20 protein-coding genes and 1 tRNA gene are annotated in these 21,145 nt (G+C 65.4%); 12 read left to right on the top strand and 9 right to left on the bottom strand.

What is annotated here, in order from left to right; all coding sequences use genetic code 11:
• Positions 1 to 5: 5 nt before the first annotated feature.
• The 4 genes from JUB10_RS08460 to JUB10_RS08445 all read right to left on the bottom strand — a co-directional run bounded on the left by JUB10_RS08460 (position 6) and on the right by JUB10_RS08445 (position 3,897).
• Positions 6 to 938: an LLM class flavin-dependent oxidoreductase gene (locus JUB10_RS08460; protein WP_207455499.1), complete on the bottom strand. Its 933-nt coding sequence runs from the start codon at positions 936 to 938 to the stop codon at positions 6 to 8.
• A gap of 84 nt (positions 939 to 1,022) precedes the next feature.
• A complete protein-coding gene (locus JUB10_RS08455; protein ID WP_374191697.1) occupies positions 1,023 to 2,339 on the bottom strand; it encodes an MFS transporter in 1,317 nt (438 codons plus the stop codon).
• Entirely contained in the window at positions 2,257 to 2,811 is a 555-nt protein-coding gene (locus JUB10_RS08450) for a TetR/AcrR family transcriptional regulator (RefSeq protein ID WP_207455495.1), read from the bottom strand. Before JUB10_RS08450 ends, JUB10_RS08455 begins: the two co-directional genes overlap by 83 nt.
• 198 nt (positions 2,812 to 3,009) lie before the next feature.
• Entirely contained in the window at positions 3,010 to 3,897 is an 888-nt protein-coding gene (locus JUB10_RS08445) for a nuclear transport factor 2 family protein (protein WP_207455494.1), read from the bottom strand.
• A 171-nt stretch (positions 3,898 to 4,068) separates the two neighbouring features.
• Here JUB10_RS08445 and JUB10_RS08440 point away from each other — a divergent pair, with 171 nt between their 5' ends.
• The 4 genes from JUB10_RS08440 to JUB10_RS08425 are packed head-to-tail and all read left to right on the top strand — an operon-like array spanning position 4,069 to position 6,990.
• Positions 4,069 to 4,422, top strand: a complete 354-nt coding sequence (locus JUB10_RS08440; protein ID WP_207455492.1) for a winged helix-turn-helix transcriptional regulator — start codon at positions 4,069 to 4,071, stop codon at positions 4,420 to 4,422.
• Entirely contained in the window at positions 4,422 to 5,249 is an 828-nt protein-coding gene (locus JUB10_RS08435; protein ID WP_207455491.1) for a macro domain-containing protein, read from the top strand. The genes JUB10_RS08440 and JUB10_RS08435 overlap by 1 nt, the downstream gene beginning before the upstream one ends.
• Positions 5,246 to 6,145, top strand: a complete 900-nt coding sequence (locus JUB10_RS08430) for an SIR2 family NAD-dependent protein deacylase (RefSeq protein ID WP_207455483.1) — start codon at positions 5,246 to 5,248, stop codon at positions 6,143 to 6,145. Before JUB10_RS08435 ends, JUB10_RS08430 begins: the two co-directional genes overlap by 4 nt.
• Complete coding sequence (locus tag JUB10_RS08425) at positions 6,142 to 6,990, top strand: SDR family oxidoreductase (protein WP_207455481.1); 849 nt, start codon at positions 6,142 to 6,144, stop codon at positions 6,988 to 6,990. Before JUB10_RS08430 ends, JUB10_RS08425 begins: the two co-directional genes overlap by 4 nt.
• A gap of 285 nt (positions 6,991 to 7,275) precedes the next feature.
• Here the strand turns inward: JUB10_RS08425 and JUB10_RS08420 are convergent, their stop codons facing one another.
• Positions 7,276 to 8,280, bottom strand: coding sequence for an ROK family protein (locus JUB10_RS08420; protein WP_307859156.1), 1,005 nt, complete (start codon positions 8,278 to 8,280; stop codon positions 7,276 to 7,278).
• A gap of 260 nt (positions 8,281 to 8,540) precedes the next feature.
• Between JUB10_RS08420 and JUB10_RS08415 the strand changes: the two genes are divergently transcribed.
• Genes JUB10_RS08415 through JUB10_RS08400 form a run of 4 tightly spaced genes read left to right on the top strand, consistent with a single transcriptional unit; the run spans position 8,541 to position 13,848 of the window.
• Positions 8,541 to 10,682: an alpha-galactosidase gene (locus JUB10_RS08415; protein WP_207456048.1), complete on the top strand. Its 2,142-nt coding sequence runs from the start codon at positions 8,541 to 8,543 to the stop codon at positions 10,680 to 10,682.
• Positions 10,683 to 10,716: 34 nt separating this feature from the next.
• A complete protein-coding gene (locus tag JUB10_RS08410; protein ID WP_207455471.1) occupies positions 10,717 to 11,997 on the top strand; it encodes an ABC transporter substrate-binding protein in 1,281 nt (426 codons plus the stop codon).
• A 52-nt stretch (positions 11,998 to 12,049) separates the two neighbouring features.
• Positions 12,050 to 12,937, top strand: a complete 888-nt coding sequence (locus tag JUB10_RS08405) for a carbohydrate ABC transporter permease (protein ID WP_242682334.1) — start codon at positions 12,050 to 12,052, stop codon at positions 12,935 to 12,937.
• Entirely contained in the window at positions 12,937 to 13,848 is a 912-nt protein-coding gene (locus tag JUB10_RS08400; RefSeq protein WP_207455467.1) for a carbohydrate ABC transporter permease, read from the top strand. Before JUB10_RS08405 ends, JUB10_RS08400 begins: the two co-directional genes overlap by 1 nt.
• Positions 13,849 to 14,048: 200 nt before the next feature.
• On the opposite strand, the gene JUB10_RS08395 is transcribed toward JUB10_RS08400, so the two are convergent.
• The 3 genes from JUB10_RS08395 to JUB10_RS08385 form a co-directional block, all read right to left on the bottom strand.
• A complete protein-coding gene (locus JUB10_RS08395) occupies positions 14,049 to 14,384 on the bottom strand; it encodes a hypothetical protein (protein WP_207455465.1) in 336 nt (111 codons plus the stop codon).
• A 248-nt stretch (positions 14,385 to 14,632) separates the two neighbouring features.
• Positions 14,633 to 15,463, bottom strand: coding sequence for a hypothetical protein (locus JUB10_RS08390; protein WP_207455463.1), 831 nt, complete (start codon positions 15,461 to 15,463; stop codon positions 14,633 to 14,635).
• 551 nt (positions 15,464 to 16,014) lie between these two features.
• Positions 16,015 to 16,407: a hypothetical protein gene (locus tag JUB10_RS08385; RefSeq protein ID WP_207455461.1), complete on the bottom strand. Its 393-nt coding sequence runs from the start codon at positions 16,405 to 16,407 to the stop codon at positions 16,015 to 16,017.
• Between the two features lie 551 nt (positions 16,408 to 16,958).
• Here JUB10_RS08385 and JUB10_RS08380 point away from each other — a divergent pair.
• Positions 16,959 to 17,732: a tyrosine-type recombinase/integrase gene (locus JUB10_RS08380; protein ID WP_207455459.1), complete on the top strand. Its 774-nt coding sequence runs from the start codon at positions 16,959 to 16,961 to the stop codon at positions 17,730 to 17,732.
• On the top strand, positions 17,729 to 19,447 hold the full coding sequence (locus tag JUB10_RS08375) for a hypothetical protein (protein ID WP_207455453.1): 1,719 nt from the start codon (positions 17,729 to 17,731) through the stop codon (positions 19,445 to 19,447). The genes JUB10_RS08380 and JUB10_RS08375 overlap by 4 nt, the downstream gene beginning before the upstream one ends.
• Positions 19,448 to 19,698: 251 nt before the next feature.
• Here the strand turns inward: JUB10_RS08375 and JUB10_RS08370 are convergent.
• Positions 19,699 to 19,785 (bottom strand) — tRNA-Leu (locus JUB10_RS08370).
• A gap of 123 nt (positions 19,786 to 19,908) precedes the next feature.
• On the opposite strand from JUB10_RS08370, the gene JUB10_RS08365 reads away from it, so the two are divergent.
• Positions 19,909 to 20,595: an FhaA domain-containing protein gene (locus JUB10_RS08365; protein ID WP_207455451.1), complete on the top strand. Its 687-nt coding sequence runs from the start codon at positions 19,909 to 19,911 to the stop codon at positions 20,593 to 20,595.
• A complete protein-coding gene (locus JUB10_RS08360; RefSeq protein WP_207455450.1) occupies positions 20,592 to 21,143 on the top strand; it encodes an FHA domain-containing protein FhaB/FipA in 552 nt (183 codons plus the stop codon). The genes JUB10_RS08365 and JUB10_RS08360 overlap by 4 nt, the downstream gene beginning before the upstream one ends.
• Positions 21,144 to 21,145 lie beyond the last annotated feature (2 nt).

Genomic DNA, 21,145 nt, shown 5'->3' with positions numbered 1-21,145 from the left:
GCCTCCTATGCCAGCGCGTGGAGTGCGTCGATTGCAGCAAAAGGTGACGAGGGTGTCGGCTGGAGTACGACTTCCGTCACGCCTGCGTTGCGCAGCGCGGTGAGTCGGTTGCGAACTCGTTGTGCTGTTCCGGCGAGGGCGAGTTCAGCGACCCACGCATCGGGGAGTTGACGAGCGAAATCCTCGGGACCGTCTGCGGCGGCTCGTAACGCCCGGAACTCATCGGCGAAGATCAGGTCAGCGACGTGTACGTCCCAGTCCGGTTCGCCAATCCAAGCAAGAGCTGGGCGGGCTGCTGCGAACGCTTTCCTCTCGTCGTCATCGACACTGGCAACGTTGTAGGCGACTAGGCGGTGCGGCCCTCGGGCTTTGATCTGAGCCAGCGACGCGGTTGCGTACTCCGGCGTCACAGGTTCAGCGAGAACGGTGCCGTCAGCGAGGCGACCTGCGACGGCGAGGGATCGAGGGCCTCGAACGCCCGCGAGCAGCGGGGGTGGTGTCGTCGGAACGGCGGCCGGATCAAGACGTGCTCCGCCCGCTTCGTCTCCTGCGAGCAACCGCCGGACGGTGATGAGAGTCTGCTCGAGAAGGGCCAGAGGACGCCAGGGCCAGGCGTCGATCTGTCGAAGCCAGCCGGGCATGCCGTGACCGATGCCGGCGTCGATTCTTCCGGGGAATAGTTGGGCCAGCGTTGCCAGTTCCATCGCCAGGTAGACGGGGTTACGGACGGCGGCAGGCAATATGCCGATGCCGACTCGTAGTGAGGTAGTCGCCGCGAGCACAGCTCCAGCTTGCGCAATGCCACCGCGGAAGCCGAGGTCCTCAACTACCCAGAGCTCGGCAGCTCCAGCCGCTTCAGCGCTCCGAGCGAAGTGGAGAACATCGCTTGCGGTGAGGTCGCGTGGCAGCATGACGCCGATAGGCAGAGGCGAGAACATGATCACTCCTTGGTGTCGGGGTCGGGAGAGACGAAGGTGTTGGTCAGTGCGGTGCCGTCGCCCGGAATCAGGGAAAGCTGGACTTCAGACGTCGCTGCTGACGCGCGGCTCGGTACCTGCGGGGACGGCGTTCTGCCTTGCGCGGGTTGCGGGAGCAGCGAAGATCGCGGCACCGACCGCTACGAGTACGACGATCATCGCGTTCCGCAAGCCAACCTCTTCGCCCAGGGCCCCGAGGAGGGGAGGGCCGACCAGGAATGCCATGTACCCAACGATCGAGGCGAAACTGACGCGAGCCGCGGAGTTCTCGCCCGAGGCGCCAGCCGCGGAGAGCGCTAGAGGGAATCCGAGGGAAGCCCCCAGCCCCCAGAGGACGATCGCGCCCAGGAGGACCCCGGGGTTACCGTCGACGAAGATCACGAGTGCAAGTCCGATCGCTCCCAGCATTGCGCTTGCGGCGAGCAACACTGATCGCGCAATCTTGGCGCTGAGCCATCCGCCGGTGAAGCGCCCCACCGTCATCGCGACAGCGAAGAGCGCGTACATGGCCGATCCCGAGGCGGGGTCGAAGCCGTGACCGTCGACCATGACTAGCGGCAGCCAATCGTTCGCCGTTCCCTCGGCGAAGGCCATCGCTAGCACCACGGCGCCGATGACGAGCAGCTTCGGATCCCGGAGCACGCTCTGCGGTCGAGGCCCAGTCGGCATCCCTCGGGTCTGCCGACCGATGTTGGCGACCACTCCGGGGGCGGCAGCGAGGAGCATCACGGCTGCGACAGTGGCGGCGACGCCCAGGTGCAGTGACACGGGCACTTGCAGTGCCGTGCAGGCGATGCCGGCGCCGGCGCCTACCGTCGTGCCGAGGCTGAAGCACCCGTGCAGGGTGGGTAGGAAATCCTTGCCTCGCTGGCGCTCGATTTCAGCGCCTGCGACGTTGAGCCCTACTTCCCCGCCCCCCATCCCAAGCCCGAAGAAGAAGAGCCCGGCCGCCACGACGAAACTCTGAGCGAAGGCTCCTCCCAGCCCGATTATCGCCACCCCTCCGACGATCGACGCCGTGGCAGTGAGGATTACCGGGCGAGTGCCCAGTCGCGCCACCAACGGTCCCGAACTCAGGATGCCGATCATCGAGCCGAGCGACAGTCCCAACAAGATGAGGCCGATCTCGACGGTCGAAGCGCCGAGAGTGTCTCGAAGGTCAGGGGACCGCGTCACCCAAGACGAGATCCCGAGGCCCGGAATGAAGATCAGCAGGGCAAGCGTCAGGGCAGGGTGATTTTTCACGACGGTCCAGGGGGTAGAGGCGAGCGGAGTGGTTTCAGCGAGAGGGCGCGGGAATGAGGCTGTAGACGGCTCGACGGATACGTTCCGCGTCGAACGGCTCGGCCGAGATGTGACTATGAAGAACGAGCCCCTCCTGAAGCGCGTCGATTGTGGCGGCGAGGTCTGCGGGGAAGTGCCGCTCGATCGAGCGCCGCGACTTGTGCATCCACGCCTGGATCAACTCTCGATACCGAGCGTCGCGGACTGCCAAGGCATAGAGCTCTGCCGACAGCACCATGTCTCGCCCGTATCCCGCTCCGAGAGTGACGATGAGTTCGACGATCCGGTCACGGGGATCCTCCCCCTCGTGAAGGTCGGCAAGGATCGCGTCGAACCGCCGGTGCTGCTCGTCGGCGAGAAGCTGGAAGGCGCTGAGGAGCATCTCGTCGCGGGTGGGAAAGTGGTAAGTCATCGAGCCGAGGGGCACGTCAGCGGCTTCGGCTACTGATCGGTAGGTGGCTCCGGGGGATCCGTGCTGGGCGATGACATCCAGAGTCGCCTCCAGGATGCGCGTCCTGCGATCAGGATCGCTGCGCCGCGGTCGATTCAAGGAGCACCTTCTTCAAGCCAGTCACATGTCCGTGGCGAAACTATCAGAACGTCCGTATATCTAGCGACCTTCGCGATTGCCAACGGCAGCCCCGCACCGCCTCGAGCGCGTCTCTCGGCGGAGAGGTTCACATCGCGGATTGGAGGCGAGGGAGGAAAGGGGGCGCCTGCGATCTTGCGCGGCGCCCCCGTCGTTTGCTTAGAAGACGCCGTTGCTGTGAGGAAGGTCGGCCGGCACGGGGATGACAACGTCCCAGTGCTCGACGATCTTGCCGTCCTGAACGCGCCAGAGGTCGTTGTAGATGGACGGGACGCCGAAGTCGCCTTCGGAGCGAGTGAAGACGAAGTTGCCCTGGGCGATGACCTGATGCACCTGCTTGTAAGCCAGGTTCTTGCCGTCTGCGGCCCACTTCTCCACGGCGGCACCGAAGCCGGCGAGTCCGTCTGCGGCTTCCGGGTTGTGCTGGTCGTACTGCTCCGTCGAGATGTAGTCGGTCAGCAGGCTGTAGTCAGCCCCAACCAGCACCTTCTCGGCGAACGCGGTGACGAGCTCCTTGTTCTGCGTGGTCTTGTCGAGGTCGGTGACCTCGGTCGGCCCGTCGGTCTGGGAACGGCCGCTGACGGTCTCGGTAACGACCGGCGTGAGTGAGTCCCAGTGCTCTACGATCTTGCCGTCTTCCACGCGCCAGACGTCGTAGCCGGTGAGGGGGTCTGGCCCGAAGCCGAAGTACGTGCCCTGCGTCATCACGAGGTCGCCGTCGGCGATGAGGCGGGCGGGCTCATAGCGGAAGTCGTCGCCGAGCGAGCCGGCGAGGGCGCGCAGGCCCTCGACACCGTCGGTGGCGAGCGTCGAGTGCTGCGTGTAGGTGGGGCCGAAATAGTCGTCGATCGCCGACAGGTCGCGGTCGCCGAAGACGGCGGTGGTCGCCGCCGTAACAATCTCGGCGGGTGTCTGGTCGTCGCTCATGGTCGTCTCCTCAGGGGTTGTAGGGGCGGGCGGAAAGGCAGTGGGCGCGCAGCCGACCAGGGCGGTTGCGCCGATGACGAGGCCGCTCAGGGCGGCGAGGCGTCTGGAGGTGCGGGTCATGACGGTGCTTTCTCATTTCGGGGCTGCTCCAACGAGCGTCCTTGGGGTACGTCGCGCCGAACGGCAGGGTTCCATCCGCCGAACGCATGAGTTACCGTAAGAGAGTTACAAGCTGGACGGAAGTAGGCACCGAAAAGTGCCTTGCTGGTTTCTCAGTAACTGGAGGCCTAGGTGGAGTGGAACCCGTACGACCGCAACTGCCCGACGCGCAAGCTCCTCGATCGGATCGGGGATCGGTGGACCGTGCTCGTGATCGGAGCCCTCTCCGATGGTCCGATGCGCTTCTCTGAGCTCGCGGCGCGCATCGACGGGGTATCGCAGAAGATGCTGACGCAAACGCTTCGTGCCCTGGAGGAGGACGGCTTGGTCATCCGCACCGTCACCGCCGCCGTACCGGTGCGCGTTGACTACGAGTTGAGCGATGCCGGGCGCACACTCCAGGTTCCGCTCAAGGCCCTCGAGGACTGGGCTAAGGAGCACATGGAACCGATCCTGCAAGCGCGCCGACGTTTCGCTGCGGCGTGATGAACCAACAGCTCGACGGTCTTATCGACTACTTCGCAGGCGACGTTCTGACTTCCGATCAGGCGCAGTACGTTCGCAGCGAGCGAGACAGGGGGCGGCAGCGAAAGCTGTTGGCGGCCATGCTGACGATGCGGCCACCACGACCCATCCCTGCCAAGGTGCTCCACGAGCTTGACTTGCTGCTATCTCGGGAGCGTGACGAGCGCGGCGTCATCGAAGCGATGAAGGTACCCACGCTGGCAGACGAAGAAGTGGGTGCCACAGGTCTCCCCCTCGACCGCATTGCCCTCTGGCGTGGAGATCTCACCCGGCTACGCGCCGGCGCGATCGTCAACGCCGCCAATGCGCAGATGCTGGGCTGCTTCCAGCCCGAGCACGCCTGCATCGACAACGTCATCCACGCCGCTGCTGGGCCGGAGCTACGCGCCGAGTGCGCCCGCCACATGAGCGAGCAAGGACATCCCGAACCCACGGGCACGGCCACGGTCACAGGGGGCTACCACCTGCCTGCCAAGCACGTCATCCACACCGTCGGCCCCATCGTTCACGGCGAGCTTCGCGCCGCGCACGAGGAGGCGCTCGCCAACAGCTACCGCAGCATCCTCGCCGCAGCTGAAGCGGCAGGGCTCGACTCGGTCGGGCTCTGCAGCGTCTCCACGGGCGTGTTCGGCTTCCCCAAGGCCCCGGCCGCCACAATCTGCCTCACCGTCCTCGCCGCGTGGTTCGCTGAAAATCCCTCAAGCCGCCTTCGCGTCATCATCAGCCTCTTCACCGCCGCCGATGAAGCGGTCTACCGCGCGGCCCTACAGAAACTCCGCGCCGCATGAGACACCATCAGCAGTCCCTCCCCCAACTCGCCGCCGGCGAGCTCGACCAGGACCAGGCGCTCGACGCCATTCACACCGCAGACCGCGTCCTCATCGGTGCTGGAGCCGGACTTTCCGCCGCCGCTGGCTACGACTACACCGACCGGGAACGGTTCCGTGAGCTCTTCCCCGCACTCAGCGCGGCCGGATTCACTGCGCGCTACCAACTCATCGGCTACCCCCTCCCGCCACGACACATGTGGGGGTACTGGGCCACCCACGTCAACGACATCCGCCTCGGCGACCGACCGAACGCGCTCTACCAGGCACTGCGGTCCGCCGTCGGCGACCGCGAGCACTTCGTCATGTCCTCCAACGTCGACGCCCTCTTCACCCGAAACGGATTCGCTTCCGAGTCCGTCTACACCCCACAGGGCGACTACGCGCTTTACCAATGCCTCGAGCCATGCACGCGCAGCGTCTGGGATGCCCGCGGCATCGTCGCCCACGTCCTCGAGAATTACGACCCCCTAACCGGTCAAACCTCTGAGGATGCGGTGCCGTCGTGCCCGAACTGTGGTGGAGAGGTGTTCCTCAACGTCTTCGCCGGCTCCTGGTACATCAACGACCACTTCCAACCACAACTGGACTCCCTCAACGACTGGCTGACCGACACACGTGACAGCGGCGAATCGCTGGCGATTGTCGAGATCGGCAGCGGCTTCAACACCCCGAGCGTCATCCGATGGCCAATCGAACACATCGCGACCCTCATTCCCAGAGCGACCCTCATACGAGTCAATCGCGACCACCCAGGGGTACCTGCATCGCTCACCGGCCGCGCCGCCTCGCTCGGCGGCGACGCCGGGGACATCATCAACCGCCTCATCACCGCCGTAGAAAGGCCAAGCGCATGACCACCACCCCGATCGCCGTCACCGGCGCCACCGGCGTCCTCGGAGGCTTCGTCGCCCGTGACCTCGCCGACCGTGGGATCCGTCAGCGGCTCCTCGTCCGCACGCCTGCGAAGGCCCCAGAGCTGCCCGCCACTACCGTGCACCAATTCAGCTACACCGACCAGGCCGCCGCCACCGACGCGCTCCATGGGGTCGGAACACTGTTCATGGTGTCCGCCTCCGAAAGCGCGGACCGGCTGGACCAACATCGAGCCTTCATCGACGCCGCCGCGGCCGCTGGAGTGCAGCACATCGTCTACACCTCGTTCATCGCCGCCGCTCCCGACAGCACCTTCACCCTCGCCCGCGATCACTACGTCACCGAGGAGTACATCAAGGCCTCCGGCATGAACTGGACCTTCCTCCGCGACAGCTTCTATATCGACTTCATGGAAGCTCTCGTGGGCGAGGACGGCGTCATCCGCGGCCCCGCCGGAGCTGGACGATGCGCCATCGTCGCCCGAATCGACGTCGCCCGCACCGCCGCCGAGATTCTCACCGCCCCCGACAAGCACGCCGGCCAGACCTACGACCTCACCGGCCGCGAAGCCCTCTCCCTCGCTGAAGTCGCCGCTACGATCAGCGCGGCCCGCGGAACCGGAGTCAGCTACTACGACGAGAGCATCGAGGAAGCCTACGCATCCCGAGCGAAGTACGGCGCACCCGCCTGGCAGCTCGACGCCTGGGTCAGTACCTACACCGCCATCGCCAGCAACGTCATGGCACCCGTCAGTCACGCCATCGAGAACATCACCGGGGCTGCCCCGCGCACCCTCAGCGAGTACCTCGAGACAAAGTACTCGTAGCCTCGTGCCCGTCGTCCTCGGCGCGTTTACTGAGTCTCACCGGGGCCGTCAGACTTTTGAGTACCGATGAACACTTGATCGGTCACCCAAACTTGGGCACCTTCTCGCCGAGGTCCCACTTTTGGCCGCTGCAAGCGATCGGCCCTCGAGCACTCAGTAGGACACCGGCTCAATCAGGAGAACGAGCTTCTCAGTCCGCGCAGTCCGCGACAGACCTGGGACCGGCTTGCATGATGATCGTGGGCACTTCGAGCAACGCGATGGAATCGAAGTGTTACTGCTCGGTCAGTGTTCGGCGGTTAGCCTGCCGACGGCGTCTTGGATCGCGACGGCCGCTGCCCCGCGCGCCCAAGCTCGGAACCCGCTTGAGTCGACGTGGATGGAGACCGTCTGCGCACGGCTGCTCCGTTCGCTCGCAATTCGCTGAGCGACCCTGTCCGCGACTAGGCGGTAGACAGCAATGCCATCGCCTGCGAGCACTACGGACGATTGCAGCGTGAGGTTAGCCGTCAGAGCGATCAGTCGCCCGAGCGCATCGCCTGCCGCTTCGACAATGGCTCGAGCTGCTGGCTCACCCTCCTCGGCGAGCTTGAGCGCATCATCGAACGACACTGTGCGCTGAAGGGCGGCAGATGCTTGAGCGGCGATCGCCCCGATGGTGAGCATCGCTTGGGAGCAACCCTTGTGTCCCTCGACGCAGTACGGCCCGAGCGGATCCAGGGGAATGTGGCCGCCAGTTCCGACACCAGCATCTGGGGAGCGAACGACTTCCCCGTTGATCACCAGGGCATAGCCCACTCCCGCGCCGATCGTAATGACAGCGAAGCCGGGCAGGCCCCGGCCCAGGCCGAACCATCGCTCCGCCTCGGCGAGCGCGACCAGGTCGTTCTCGAGGACGACGGGCACCGCTAGACGCTCCGCGAGCGGTTGAGCCAGATGCACATCTCGCCAGCCGAGGAAGGGCGCCTCAAGCACGTCGCCCTTCCGGGCCAGCCCACCGAGCGATATTCCGACGCCACGCAGATTGGTCGGCTCTAGATCGGCGATCACATCCGCAATTCGCCTTGTTACCGCGCTCGGATCCGTCTGCGACAACTCGACATCGAGATTCCGAATTGGATTCGCCCGTACGTCGGTAACCACGGCAAAAAGGTGGTCCCCCGTCAACTTGATGCCAACGAAGGTGCCGACGGTCGGCGAGACGTCCAGCGGGCGTGAGGGACGCCCGATGGAGCCGTCGGCGAGCTCGTCCAGTTCGACCAGCACGCCGCGATCGAGGAGGGGCTTCACCAGGCGAGTCAAGCTCGCAGGAGAAAGAGCGAGGTGAGTCGTCAAGGCACTTCGCGACAGTGGCCCGTGAACGAGGACTGCCCGCGTCAACGCGGCCTCGGTGTCTCCCACGGCTCGATCATATTCGGGAGGACGTTTCGTTCAATGCGAAACGTTCTGAGTAGCTCCTGCCGCTCCCACCAGGCCCAATAGCCGCTGTTGCCAGGGCGTTTTTTCCGTGATAGAACTAACTCGTGCAAGCCAGTACTGACGACGAGGTCATGGGGTCTTCCTATCGAGACAGAGCCGCGGGCGAGGTGGTACACCTCCGAAACGGTGGCACGAGCGTTGTGATCGACTGCTCAGACCAAGGGCCGATGATTCTTCATTGGGGCGCCGATCTAGGGCAGCCGAATGCCGATGCCCTCTCGTCGTTAGCCATCTCGGCGCGACCGCAAAGGGTTTCCGGGGGGCTGGACGCGACAGCGCGCCTTCGCATTCTCAACACTCGCGCCGACGGCTGGCTCAACACCCCAGCCTTCGAGGGCGCTCGCGACGGACGAGAGTTCAGCGCGCAGTTCACCCTCCTCAGCTGGGAAGTGAGGGACGACGAGCTCACGCTGGAGCTCGTCGACCGAGAGGCCCGGCTGTCCGCTCGCGCGGAACTAAGCGTCGGTGCATCCGGTCTGTTCCGTCAGCGGCTGAGCGTGAGCAACAACGACGCATCCCCGGTCACGGTCACACGACTGCAGCCGTCGTTCCCGGTGCCGTGGGACGCAACCGAGCTGCTCGACACGACCGGGCGACATCTGCGGGAGCGGTCACCGCAACGCCGCAACTTCACCTTCGGCACGCATCTGAGAGAGAGCCGACGCGGGCGCTCCGGCGCCGACGCCACGTTGCTGCTCGCCGCCGGACGCCCCGGGTTCGGATTCGGAAGCGGCGTCGTGCACGGGATCCACGCAGCCTGGAGCGGCAACCATCAGGTGTTCGCCGAGCGGACGACGAATGGGGAAGCGTTCCTCGGGGGCGGCGAGCTGCTCTCGTTCGGCGAGGTCGTGCTCCAGCAGGGTGAGCAGTACGCCTCGCCGTGGCTGCTGGCTTCGTGGGGCGTGGGCCTCGATGAGTTGGCCTCACGCTTCCACGAGGAGTGGAGGGCGCGCCCCCAGCATCCGACACGGCCGCGCCCCGTGACGCTCAACACGTGGGAAGCGGTGTACTTCGATCACTCGCTCGCCAAACTCTCCGCGCTGGCCGAGGCCGCCAGCGACATCGGCGTCGAGCGCTTCGTGCTCGACGACGGTTGGTTCCGCGGGCGACGCGATGACACCGCTGGTCTCGGCGATTGGGAAGTCGACCTCTCCGTCTGGCCGGAAGGACTTCACCCCCTGGTCGACCGCGTTACTTCACTGGGCATGGAGTTCGGTCTCTGGGTCGAGCCCGAGATGGTGAACCCCGACAGCGACCTGGCGCGACAGCATCCCGACTGGATCCTCCGCGGACGTCAGGATCTTCCTCCGTCGGGGCGGCAGCAGCAGGTGCTCGATCTCTCCCGCCCGGACGCCTACGATCACATCGCCGGCAGGTTGCACGCCCTGCTCGACGAGTACCCGATCGCCTACCTCAAGTGGGACCACAACCGGGATCTCGTCGACGCCGGCAGCGGTCCTGGCGGGGCGCCGCGGGTGCACGCGAACACGGCCGCTCTTTACCGACTGCTCGATGAGCTCAAGGAGCGGCACCCCGGGCTCGAGATCGAGAGCTGCGCGTCCGGCGGCGCCCGGGTCGACCTCGGCATCCTGGATCGGACCGACCGCATCTGGACAAGCGACAGCCTCGATCCCGTGGAGCGCCTCGCTAATCAGCGGTACACCGCCCTCGTCGTTCCGCCGGAGATGATGGGCGCCCACCTCACCACTCCGCACGTGCACTCCACCGGCCGCACAGTCTCCCTCGGATTCAGCGGAGCGGTTGCGCTCTTCGGACACTTCGGCATCGAGTGGGACCTCACCACCCTGACCGCAGAGGAGCGCGCCGCGGTGGCCGAATGGGTCGCACTCGCCCGGCGCGTACGTCCCCTCGTCGCGACCGGGCGATCGGTCAACGCGGATCTCGCCGACGACGCCCTCGACGTCCGTGGCGTCGTCGCGGCCGACCGTCGCCAGGCGTTTTTCACCTTCACGCAGAGCGGCACCCTTCCGGCATCGCCCAGCGGCCGCGTCACGCTTCCCGGCCTCGACCCCGACGCGTCCTACCGGCTGCGGGTCGTGACGCCCGGCGGCATCGTGCAGCACCCGGCCCAATCTCCACTCGAGTGGGCGCACCACCAAACCGTGCTCACCGGCCGGCAACTCGCCGTCGCCGGCATTCGACCCCCCGTTCAGAATCCGCAGCAGGCTACGGTCATCGAACTGACCGCGTAACAGCTGCTCTCACCACACGCGCAAGGAGGCGCATATGAGAACCGGAACCAAGCGCGCGGCACTCGCCGCAGGCATCCTGAGCCTGGCTCTCGGAGTCAGCGGATGCGCCACGAGCCCGTCGGAGCAGGTGACCACGCTGAGCTTCTTCCAGTACAAAGGAGAAGCGCTCGAGGACTTCGAGGCGATCATCGACCAGTTCGAAGCGGAGAACCCCGACATCCGGGTCGTGCAGAACCAGGTGGCGGACTCGGAGTCAGCCATCCGGACGCTGCTGGTCAAGGACCGCACACCGGATGTCATCACACTGAACGCCAACGGGAACTTCGGCGCCCTCTCCCGAGCCGGGGTCTTCTATGACTTCAGCGATGAGCCGGTGCTGGACACCATTCGCCCCGCCGTTCAGGAGATCCTCGCCGAGCTGGGCAGCGCGGAAGGCGAGGTCAATGGCCTCGGCTACGTCAATAACGCCAACGGCATCATCTACAACCGGGCGATCTTCGAGGAGCAGGGCCTCGACGTGCCTGAGACCTGGGGCGAACTCCTCGCAGTCTGCGAGCAGCTCGAAGCCGCCGGGATCACCCCCTTCGCAGGTACTCTCGCCGACAGCTGGACGGTGATGCCGGCGTGGAACGCGATCGGCGCTTATTACACCCAGGACGGCTTCTTCGACAGGTTGCGTGCGGAAGGGGCGGATGTGGGAGCGGACTCGTCCGCGTCGTTCCAGCAGGCTCTGCCCGAGGCGATGGAGCGCCAGCTCGAGCTCTTCGAGTACACCCAGGACGGCGCACGAGGCGCCAACTACGACGACGGCAGCGCCCTCTTCGCCAACGGCGAGGCCGCCATGCTGATGCAGGGCATCTGGGCGCTCAGCCCCGTCAAGGCCATCAACCCGGACATCGACGCCGCGATCTTCCCCTACCCGGTGCCGGAGAACCCGGACGATCGGGTGCTCGTCTCCGGTGTCGACCTCGTCGTGACGATGGCGAAGAACTCGCCTCGGCACGAGGAGGCGATGCGCTTCGTGGAGTTCCTGTTCCGCCCGGACATCGTCGAGCAATACGCGGCGTCGCAGACCATGATTCCGGCCGTCGAGGGCGCAGAGCTGAGCGATGACCCGGCACTGCAATCCGTCGCCCCCTATTTCGACGCCGGCCGGATCACGGGGTTCATCGACCATCAGGTGCCGCCGGCCATCCCGCTGACGAACGTGGTTCAGCAGGCGGTCTTCGACGGCGACGTCGACCAGGCGCTCGGCACCCTCGACAGCGAATGGCGGAAGGTCGCCGCCCGCACGATCCCCGTTACGGAGGACTGACATGGCAACGACAACGCAGGCCGTACGAGCCTCAGCCGTCAAGCACAGGCGCATGGAGCAGTCGTCCCGGGCTCGTTCCCCACGCGACCGTGCGCTCCCCGCCTACTACTGGATCGTCTGGCCGGCCGTGATCGCATTCGCGGCTTTCCACACCCTCCCGGTCATCGTCGGCATCTTCTTCAGCTTCACGAACTACGCCGGCTACGGCGGCTGGGACCTGGTGGGCTTTGCCAACTACGTCAACCTCTTCCGCGACGACCGAATCCTCCAGGCCTACGGCTTCTCGTTCGTATTCGCCATCGCAGCCACGGTGCTCACGAATGTCATCTCCCTGGCCATCGCGCTCGGCCTCAACTCGAAGATCGTGGGCAGGAACTTCTTCCGCGGGGTCTACTTCGTTCCCTACGTGCTCGCAGCCCTCGTCATCGGATACGTCTTCCAGTTCATCTTCTCGAACTCGCTGCCACGGATCCTGTCCGGAATACCGCTCATCGCGGACAACATCCTCACCAATCCGGACTGGGCGTGGACCGCGATCGTGGCTCTTGCGGTCTGGCAGGCGTGCGCCTTCTCGATCATCATCTATCTAGCCGGTCTCCAGACGATCCCCGCGGAGTTGTACGAGGCCGCCTCGTTGGATGGCGCTTCCACACGACGGCAGTTCCGCTCGATCACCTTCCCGCTGATCAGCGCATTTTTCACGATCAACGTCGTGCTGAGCCTCAAGGGCTTTCTTCAGGTCTTCGATCCGATCGTCGCCCTAACCAACGGCGGGCCGGGCACGGCGACGGAGTCCGTGTCCCTCCTCATCTTCCGCGGCGGGTTCACGGGCGGAGAGTTCGCCTACCAAACCGCCAACGCGGTGATCTTCTTCATCGTCATCACCGTCGTCTCCCTCCTCCAATTCCGGGTCCTTCAGCGCAGAGAGGCCGACTTCTGATGACCACCGCAACCACCGTCCCCCTCGAGGCCGAGAGCACGGAAGTGACCGCGCGCCCGTCACGACGTCGTCGCGGCACGCCCGACGAAGACACCAGACGCACCAACTGGTGGGCCACCGCGCTCATCGCCGTGTGCTCGCTGACCGTTCTGATTCCGCTGTACCTCGCCGTCGCGGTCGCCCTGAAGACGCCCGAGCAGCTCGCGTCCGGCACCGGATTCGAGCTGCCGTGGCCCATCCGGTGGGAGAACTTTGGTCAGGCCTGGGAGCGGGCGAGCTTCTCCACAGCGCTCCTAAACACCGCGCTGATCACCGTCGGCTCGGTGATCTTCACCCTGCTGACCAGCTCCCTGGTCTCCTACGCGATCGCCCGGAACATGCATCGCCCATTCTTCAAGGGCGTGTTCTTCTACCTGCTGGCCGCGCTCTTCATCCCGTTCCCGATCATCATGCTGCCGCTGGTCAAGCAGACCTCGCTGCTCGGACTCGACAACCAGGCCGGGATGATCGTGCTCTACACGATCTACGGGCTGAGCCTGAACATCTTCATCTACACCGCCTTCATCCGCTCGATCCCCATCGAGCTCGAGGAAGCCGCGCGGGTTGACGGCGCGTCGACGTGGCGCGTGTTCTGGCAGGTCGTGTTCCCCCTACTCGCACCCATGAACGCGACCGTCGGTATCCTCACCTGCGTCTGGGCCTGGAACGACTTCATCATGCCCCTGGTGGTGCTGACCGACCCCGGATCACGCACCCTGTCACTCGCGCAGTACGTCTTCCAGGGGCAATACAACACCGACTACACCGTCGCGTTCGCGTCCTACCTGATGGCGATGGCACCGCTGCTGCTCATCTACATCTTCTCCCAGCGCTGGGTCATCTCCGGCGTCACACGAGGTTCCATCAAGTAGGCAGAGCGGCAGGCACCTTCCCCTTTCTCTCCGCTGAAGGGAGGTGCTTGTCTGCGTTTCACCGGGGTCGTCTCGTGGAGATAGTCGAGCGCCCCTAACTTGAGAGCGTGAACCAAAAGCCAGGGCGTCCCTACCACCTTGGTCCGCAGCCGCTTGTTACCGCGGCCGACGCCAGCAGCGACCTCGACGCTGCTTGGATCTCAACGGTGGCTGATCTCGAGGATGGAGACAACCGGCGTCGTTCGACGCACTGTGAACATAATCCTCGGATCGTCGCTGACTCCGGCCAGCAGGAGCACTAAGTGCTCGCCCACGCGGCACCGCTCGAACCGCAGCAGAGGAAGCACCTCGCCGTCATGCCGGAGCCCGTCGCTTGGCATCTCGAGTCGCTCGCCGTCCCAACGCAGGCGCCTCGCGGTCTGAGCACGGAGGTCCAACTCGTAGGTAGCGCCCGAGGCGGTTCTCACTCTGAACGACGCTTGACTACCCGATGGGATCTCGTCAAGGAATCTCGCGGGCTCGGCGTCTTCGCCCATCACTCCGCCTCCTCCACATGGGATCGCGTTCGGCGAGCTCAAGGATCCAGGCGGGTGTCGCGACCTTGGCACGATTATCCGCCTCTGCGCGAACCTGTGCGGCGAGGGTGCGGACGCGCTCGGACGGCACCCGCATCGGCCTACCGGTCCGCTCGGCTTGTTCGGCTTGGATGCGCCCGGAGCGAACCGCCAGACCGGCGATCAGGCCGACGAAGACGCCGGTCACGGTACCGATGCACAGGTGTCTGTCATGCACCCTCGTCCTCCCTATCCGCGTCCTGGTCAGACCTGTCGAGCGCGATCTCCTCGTCGGTTGGCCAGAGGCGCCTGTTCAGGACACGTTCGAGCTTGGCGACGACAGTTAGGTCGATCTTCGGGCTAAGCGCCCACACGCCAAGTACCGTGCCGAGCGGCAGCTGCGCCTCCCGCTCCAACTCGTACCAAGTCCGCCCTTCCATCGCCTGCCGAAGGTTGCGCGCAAGCTTCAGCGCCTTGCGTTCCGCCATCCACTCAGGGGTGTCCTCGCCCCAAGGCGGATGAACAATGCGGAACTCCCAGCTCAGCGGCATGCGGGTGCTGAGGTTCTCCCGCTCAAGCTGCGCGATTCGGTCAGCGGGTCGGATCCCTGTCCGAGGGTCGACTCGATTCAGCCAGAGCGCTAGCTCGAGGGGCGGCGCGCCATCCATGCCCGCCTCGGCACGCACGAGGGGGTAGTACTCGCTCGGCCACGTTCGGTCGTCGAACTGCGCGGCTGGCATCACCCACCGTCGCTCGTGTTGAAAGGCGAGAAGCTTGCCGCGTTGGATTCGCCGGCGGATGGTCGAAGGCTGCACCTCCTGCCGGATCGCGACTTGTTCAATCGTGTACACAAGGCCCGCCGGTGGGTCGTCGATGCGCTCAGGCCAGGCGGCTTGGACGTACTCGGCGAGCGCTTCCACGCTGCCGAAGCGATAGAGCAACCACTCGAGGTCGGAGTCCAACACCTCCTCGACTCGGCGGAGGAACGCGACTAGGACGCGCGCGCGTGACGTTAAGTCGAGGTCCGTCCAAAGTACGGAGCGCGGGTCACGCTTGAGCATGCGGTAATTATAGTTACCGGCAAGGGCGAAGCGCTAGGAGGAGCTACGGAGTACCGGGCCACAACGGTCCGAGCACCTTCTCAAGGCGCGCGACGGTGACAAGGTCGGGCCAGGAACGACCGCCGATCACCTTGAGTAGCGTGACGTGACTCAGGCCCGCTTCGGCCGCGACCGATCGGACGCTCCGATCGCCGATAGCGGCGGTCATGTTAAGCACCAGCCGGCGGGCGACCTCAGCTACGGGGTCCGGGCTCGGTGTGTCTGGCCAGCCCGGCGCAACCTGGAAGGGCAACTCTCGAGCCCGGTTCGCCATGCCCCAAGGGTACGGTCGCCGCGAGTGGCGCATCTCCTCCTTCTCTTTTGCGGGGAGGAGGAGCAAGATTCGGTAATGGTAATAACCGACGCGGCGAGGAAGGGCTTCGACTACATCGTTGAGACGACGTCGCGGCCCGGTGACTGGCGCTGTGCCCGGCTGGTCCTTCGCCGGCCGGTGTTCGGTCGCCTCAACCTCGCAATGACGTTCAGGCCCGCACGGCGCTGCGTGTACCGACCTAGCTCCGCACTCCTCCTCGAGCGCTGACGACGGCGGCAACGGCTGGTGCGATGGCAGGGAATGTGGCCATCCAATGCATCAGGTCGGTCAACTGCATCATCGTCTCTCCGCGCTGTATTCGCACCAGCCGCGAGTAGTTGAGGCCCCGCACGGGTTCTGGCTCCAGCGCGATATACGAGGCCAGCGTGTGCCCCGTCTCCGCCAATTGCTCGCGCACGAGGTTGACGACTCGGTGCTGCAGCATCGCCGCCGCGTAGCGAGGATCCCCCTCGGGGTCCGAGACGGCGGGGCTCGGCGGCAACAGGCGAGAGGTCTTCCCGAAGGCGAGAGGGTTCGCGACGAGCTTGCGGGGCTCGAACGCGAAGCCCCCCGGCAACGGCTGCGTAGGCATCGGACGACCTCTCCTCAAGCGAGGCGAAAAGCGGGATATACGCCTTCACTGACATTTGGTGTCAATGAAGAGCAGGCGAGTGTGCGAGGAAGACAGTACACGTCACTTCTGCGCCAGCCGACTGCGAACCGGCCGCACACGGGGTTCGTATGGACATCTCAACCCCCTCCGCGCTCCGTCGTGCACTGCACGTCGCGCCGCCAACTCAAACTCAGCACCGGGCCCCCACGCGTGTACAGATCGCACTACTGGCGTCCCCTGCCTCAGCGTCGCGCCGCCGAGCGAAGCTCGCCCCCCGCGCCACCCGGATGGTCTATGGCGACTCTCACGCAGCGGTCGCCCGTCGCTCCGAGATCGCCTTGGAGCTCGGACAGCTCCGCAAAAAGACCCGACGTCTCCTCGCGGCCGGATGCTCGCTTGAAGCGGCGGCTGCAGTGACTCACTTCACTCCACGCATCCCTGCTGACCGGTGGGAGCCCATCGCAGAGTTCGTTCGAGACTGCGTGACGATTGCCGCTCCGCAGACGGCTTACACCTCTCAGCGAGTCGCGATGATCGTGACCCTCTACGTCGACTACTCGTTCAACGTCGCGGGTCGTCCTCTTCTGGCAAAGCTTCTTTTTCAGCGCCCGCTCATCCAGAGCTACCTCACTGCCAACCCGGGCGAATTGGCGCAAGGCACCCTTCGCAACTATCGCGCCGTCCTCCTCCGTGTCGCGGAGATCCTCCTGCCGGAGCACAACGTCAAAGCGATGAAGCCGCTCAACGGACGATCAAGCGTCGCCCCGTACAGCGTCGACGAACTGAGCGAGCTCAAGCTCTGGGCTCGAGGCCAAAGCACCGATCTCCGCGAGCGGCGGGCCATGTTGATGCTCGCCCTGTGCGCAGGTGCGGGGCTGAGAGCGATCGAGGTCGCTGAACTCAGGGGCGGCGACGTCACCTTCGACGAAGCCGGATGTCTAATCACCGTTCGGGAAGGAAACACTCGTGTCGTCCCACTCCTTGCCGAATGGGAGCCCTGGGCACGTCATGCCCTGAAGGACGTCGCCGACGATGAGCTGGTCTTCGGCCGAGAGGCGCGAAGCAGTCACCGGAACATGTTCTCGACCTTCGTCGCCAAATCTGACGGCGTCCTCAAGCCGCGAAGCGACAGCCTCCGCGCGACCTGGATCGTCACGCACCTCGCGGCTGGCACCCCGATGAAAGCGCTGATGCAGGCCGCCGGCGTCGAGAAGTTCGAGAATCTCGCCCGCTACCTCGCCTACGTCCCCGAGCTGAACTCCCGCGAGTACCGCGCCCTCCTGCGACTCGAGGCAACGCGATGACCGCCAGCAAGTGGGCCGCGGAAGAGGACTGGGCGAACTCAATCTTCGCTCCCTACCGCAATGCCTTTGGCTCGATGCCCGGCCGTCCCTTCGACAACACTCTGGTCAGGCAAGCAGCAGAGACTATTCGCCTCTCCGGCGCTGCCGCCCTGCTCGAGCAGTGGCGAGTCGAGGACGGCGGACAGTCGAGAGGGCGCAAGCCCGCCATCGCGCCCGCCACCGCGCTCACCCTCATGCTCATGCACGTCAGAAGCGGTGACGGCATTCTCTACACCGTGATGTCCGACACCATCGCGCATCGGCTCACCGACGAGCAGTGCCGACTCATCGGACTGAACCGGGGCGACGGGCAGCAGACCGACTGGTACCACCGACTCCACCGAGCGGTGAACCGCCTCATGAGACTCGTCGACGCGTTCCCCGGGCCGCGTTACAACATCCTCAAGGACGAAGGTGCCTACGAGAAGGTGCTTGCTGCGCGCGACGTCGAAGACTGCGCGAAGAAAGCCGTCCGCGCCGACCTGCTGATGAATGCCATCGTCCAGGGGTCGGTTGAGACGCTGCCGAAAGCCCTGCGCGCGCGTTTCGTCGGAAACACGGCCATCGACGCGAGCTTCATCGCTATGCACGGCCGAGAAGGCAACCCCAGCTCCTCAGAAACATCGAAGCCGCGAAAGTCGGTCAACTACGACGCCGGCTGGTATCGCCGCGAAGGCAACCACGACGGCGACGGCGAGAAACGCCGCGAGAAGCTGAAGTGGGGACTCGAGCTAGAGACCATGACCATGGTGCGCAATACCCCCGACGCCGACGCCGAGTTCCCGCTGCTCACGCTCGCCATCGGGTGCCACAAGCCGGGCATGATCCGTGGTGCAGCGAAGCGCATGATTGATTCTTACCTCGCCCGTGGCTACAACCCCGGACACATCCTGGGCGACCGCGCATACCTTCCCGGCGCCAAGGCCGAGGAGCTACAGCTCCCGCTCAACCACGCAGGTTTCACTACGGTCTTCGACTACGGGAAAGATCAACTCGGTCGCAAGGAGCAGTTCAAGGACGTCATCCTCGTCGAGGGGCAGTGGTACCTCGCAACAATGCCGAAGACACTCGTCAATGCCCGCAAGGTCTTCGAGAACACTCGATTCTCCTCACCCGCCGCGACCGCCGCAGCCGAGAAGCTGCTCGTGAACCAGCTCCGCGAACGAGAGCAGTACCGGCTCCTCAGAAAGGGCCGCGTTCGACCCAACGGTAGCCAGCAGTTCAGCTACCCAGATCCCAACAGCGTCATCGCCTACGACGAGATCACCGGCGAAATCAAAGCGAACGCCTCCGCACGAACGATCGTGATTCCGAGTGAAGTCGGTGCCAAGTACAGCCAGAAGTACGTCCACAAGAGCGACAAGTGGCAGCGCTGGTACGGCCTCCGCAACACCGTGGAGAGCAGCTACTCGCATATGAAGGACAGCACCAAGGAGGACCTCGAGAACTCCGCGAAGCGGCGTAGTCGGGGCAACACCTTCGCCTACCTTGCCGCAGCACTTATCGTCGCGGCCGCGAACATCCGGAAGATCATCGCCTTCCGCACCATGCGCAGCGCGCAGGCTGTTGGCGACAAGGTCACGCCGATGAACCGCGCTCACCACGAGCTGGGCTTGGGGACCAAGAACCGGGTCAACCTCAAGCTGGCAACCAACGCGCCGCCACCGCCCGCCTGACGCGCGGAACACGTCACGCAGCTGACGAGCTAAATATCCATCCCAGATCAACGAACACAGTCCGATTGCCCCTGCCCAGAAGCAGGGGCGATTGCTGTTTAACCCCGAGCGCCGGGTCCCCAGAGTCTGCACCGCGAGCGCCAAGATCGCCGCGACCGGGAACGAAGAAGGCCCGGACCGTCATTTCGACCGTCCGGGCCTTTTGCTGAGTCAAAAGCTCAACAGTGCCAGCTCAATTACTGAACTGCTCTTGGTGCGCGAGGGGGGAGTTGAACCCCCACGCCCTTCCGGGCACACGGACCTGAACCGTGCGCGTCTGCCTATTCCGCCACTCGCGCCAACCTCCGAGAGGGTAGCACGATCGCGCCGCGCCGAAGTGACGCCCGCTCGCCTCATGCCGGTTCCCCCAGGGCTGGTCCTCTAGCATTCCTTCAGACCGCCGGGCCGAGAGGAACGAACAGTTGGGGCTGCTGGACAACTTCGAGCGAGGGCTTGAGCGCGCCGTCAACGGCGCTTTCGCCAAGACCTTCCGCAGCGGAGTGCAGCCCCTCGAGATCACGGCGGCGCTCAAGCGCGAGGTCGACACGAAGGCGACGATGGTCAGCCGCGACCGCATCCTCGCCCCCAACACGTTCCGCGTCTTCCTCGCTCCGAACGACTTCGACCGGATGTCGCAGGTCGGCGGGCTCACCGACGAACTGACGCAGCTCGTGCAGCAGCACGCCACGACGCAGCATTACTCCTTCGCCGGCCCGGTGCGCATCGGCCTCGAGCGTGACGACAGCCTGAGCGACGGCATCCTGCAGATCGAGTCGGAGAGCGTCAAGGGCCACGTATCGTGGACGCCGGTGCTCGACATCAACGGCAAGCGTTACCCCATCACGCACTCCCGCACGGTCATCGGCCGCGGGAGCGAGGCGGACATCACAGTCGACGACTCCGGCATCTCGCGCAAGCACGTCGAGATCCGCTGGGACGGCCGTCGCGCCGAGGTGCACGACCTGGGGTCGACGAACGGGTCGAAGCTCAACGGGCGTCCGGTCAAGGCGTCACCGCTCGAGCCCGACTCCGTCATCGACATCGGCCGCACACGGGTGGTCTTCCGCGTGCTGCCCAAGGCGACGGATGCCGGGAGGGCCGCGCGTTGACGAGCGAACTGACTCTGCTGGTGCTGCAGCTGGCCTTCCTCGCCGTGCTGTGGCTGTTCGTGTTCGGCGTGGTCTACGCCCTGCGCACCGACCTGTTCGGGCAGCGGGTGCGTCGCCTGCCCGCCGAGCAGCAGCAGGTCGCGGCATCCGCCCCGTTCCCCGCTCCGGCGGCCGCTCCCCCGATGCCGCCGCCGCAGTCGGCCCCGACCGAGATCGTCGGACGGCAGACGCCGCCGCCGAGCCAGCCGGGCTCGCAGCGCGCCACGCGCCTCGTCATAACCTCGGGCGCCCGGGAGGGCGTCGAGATCCCCCTCGGCAACGAGCCGCTGACGATCGGCCGCTCGAGCGAGAGCGACCTCGTCATCCGTGACGACTACACCTCGACGCACCACGCCCGGCTCATGCTGTGGAAGAACGAGTGGGCCATCCAGGACCTCGACTCCACGAACGGCACCTTCCTCGACGGTCGCCGGGTGACGCTGCCCACGCCGGTCCCGCTCAACACCCCGGTCAAGATCGGCACGACGACCTTCGAGTTGCGGAGGTAGCG

Source organism: Desertivibrio insolitus, from assembly GCF_017355965.1.
Taxonomy (GTDB): Bacteria; Actinomycetota; Actinomycetes; order Actinomycetales; family Microbacteriaceae; genus JAFIQW01.
This window is presented reverse-complemented; position numbering and strand designations above follow the sequence as displayed.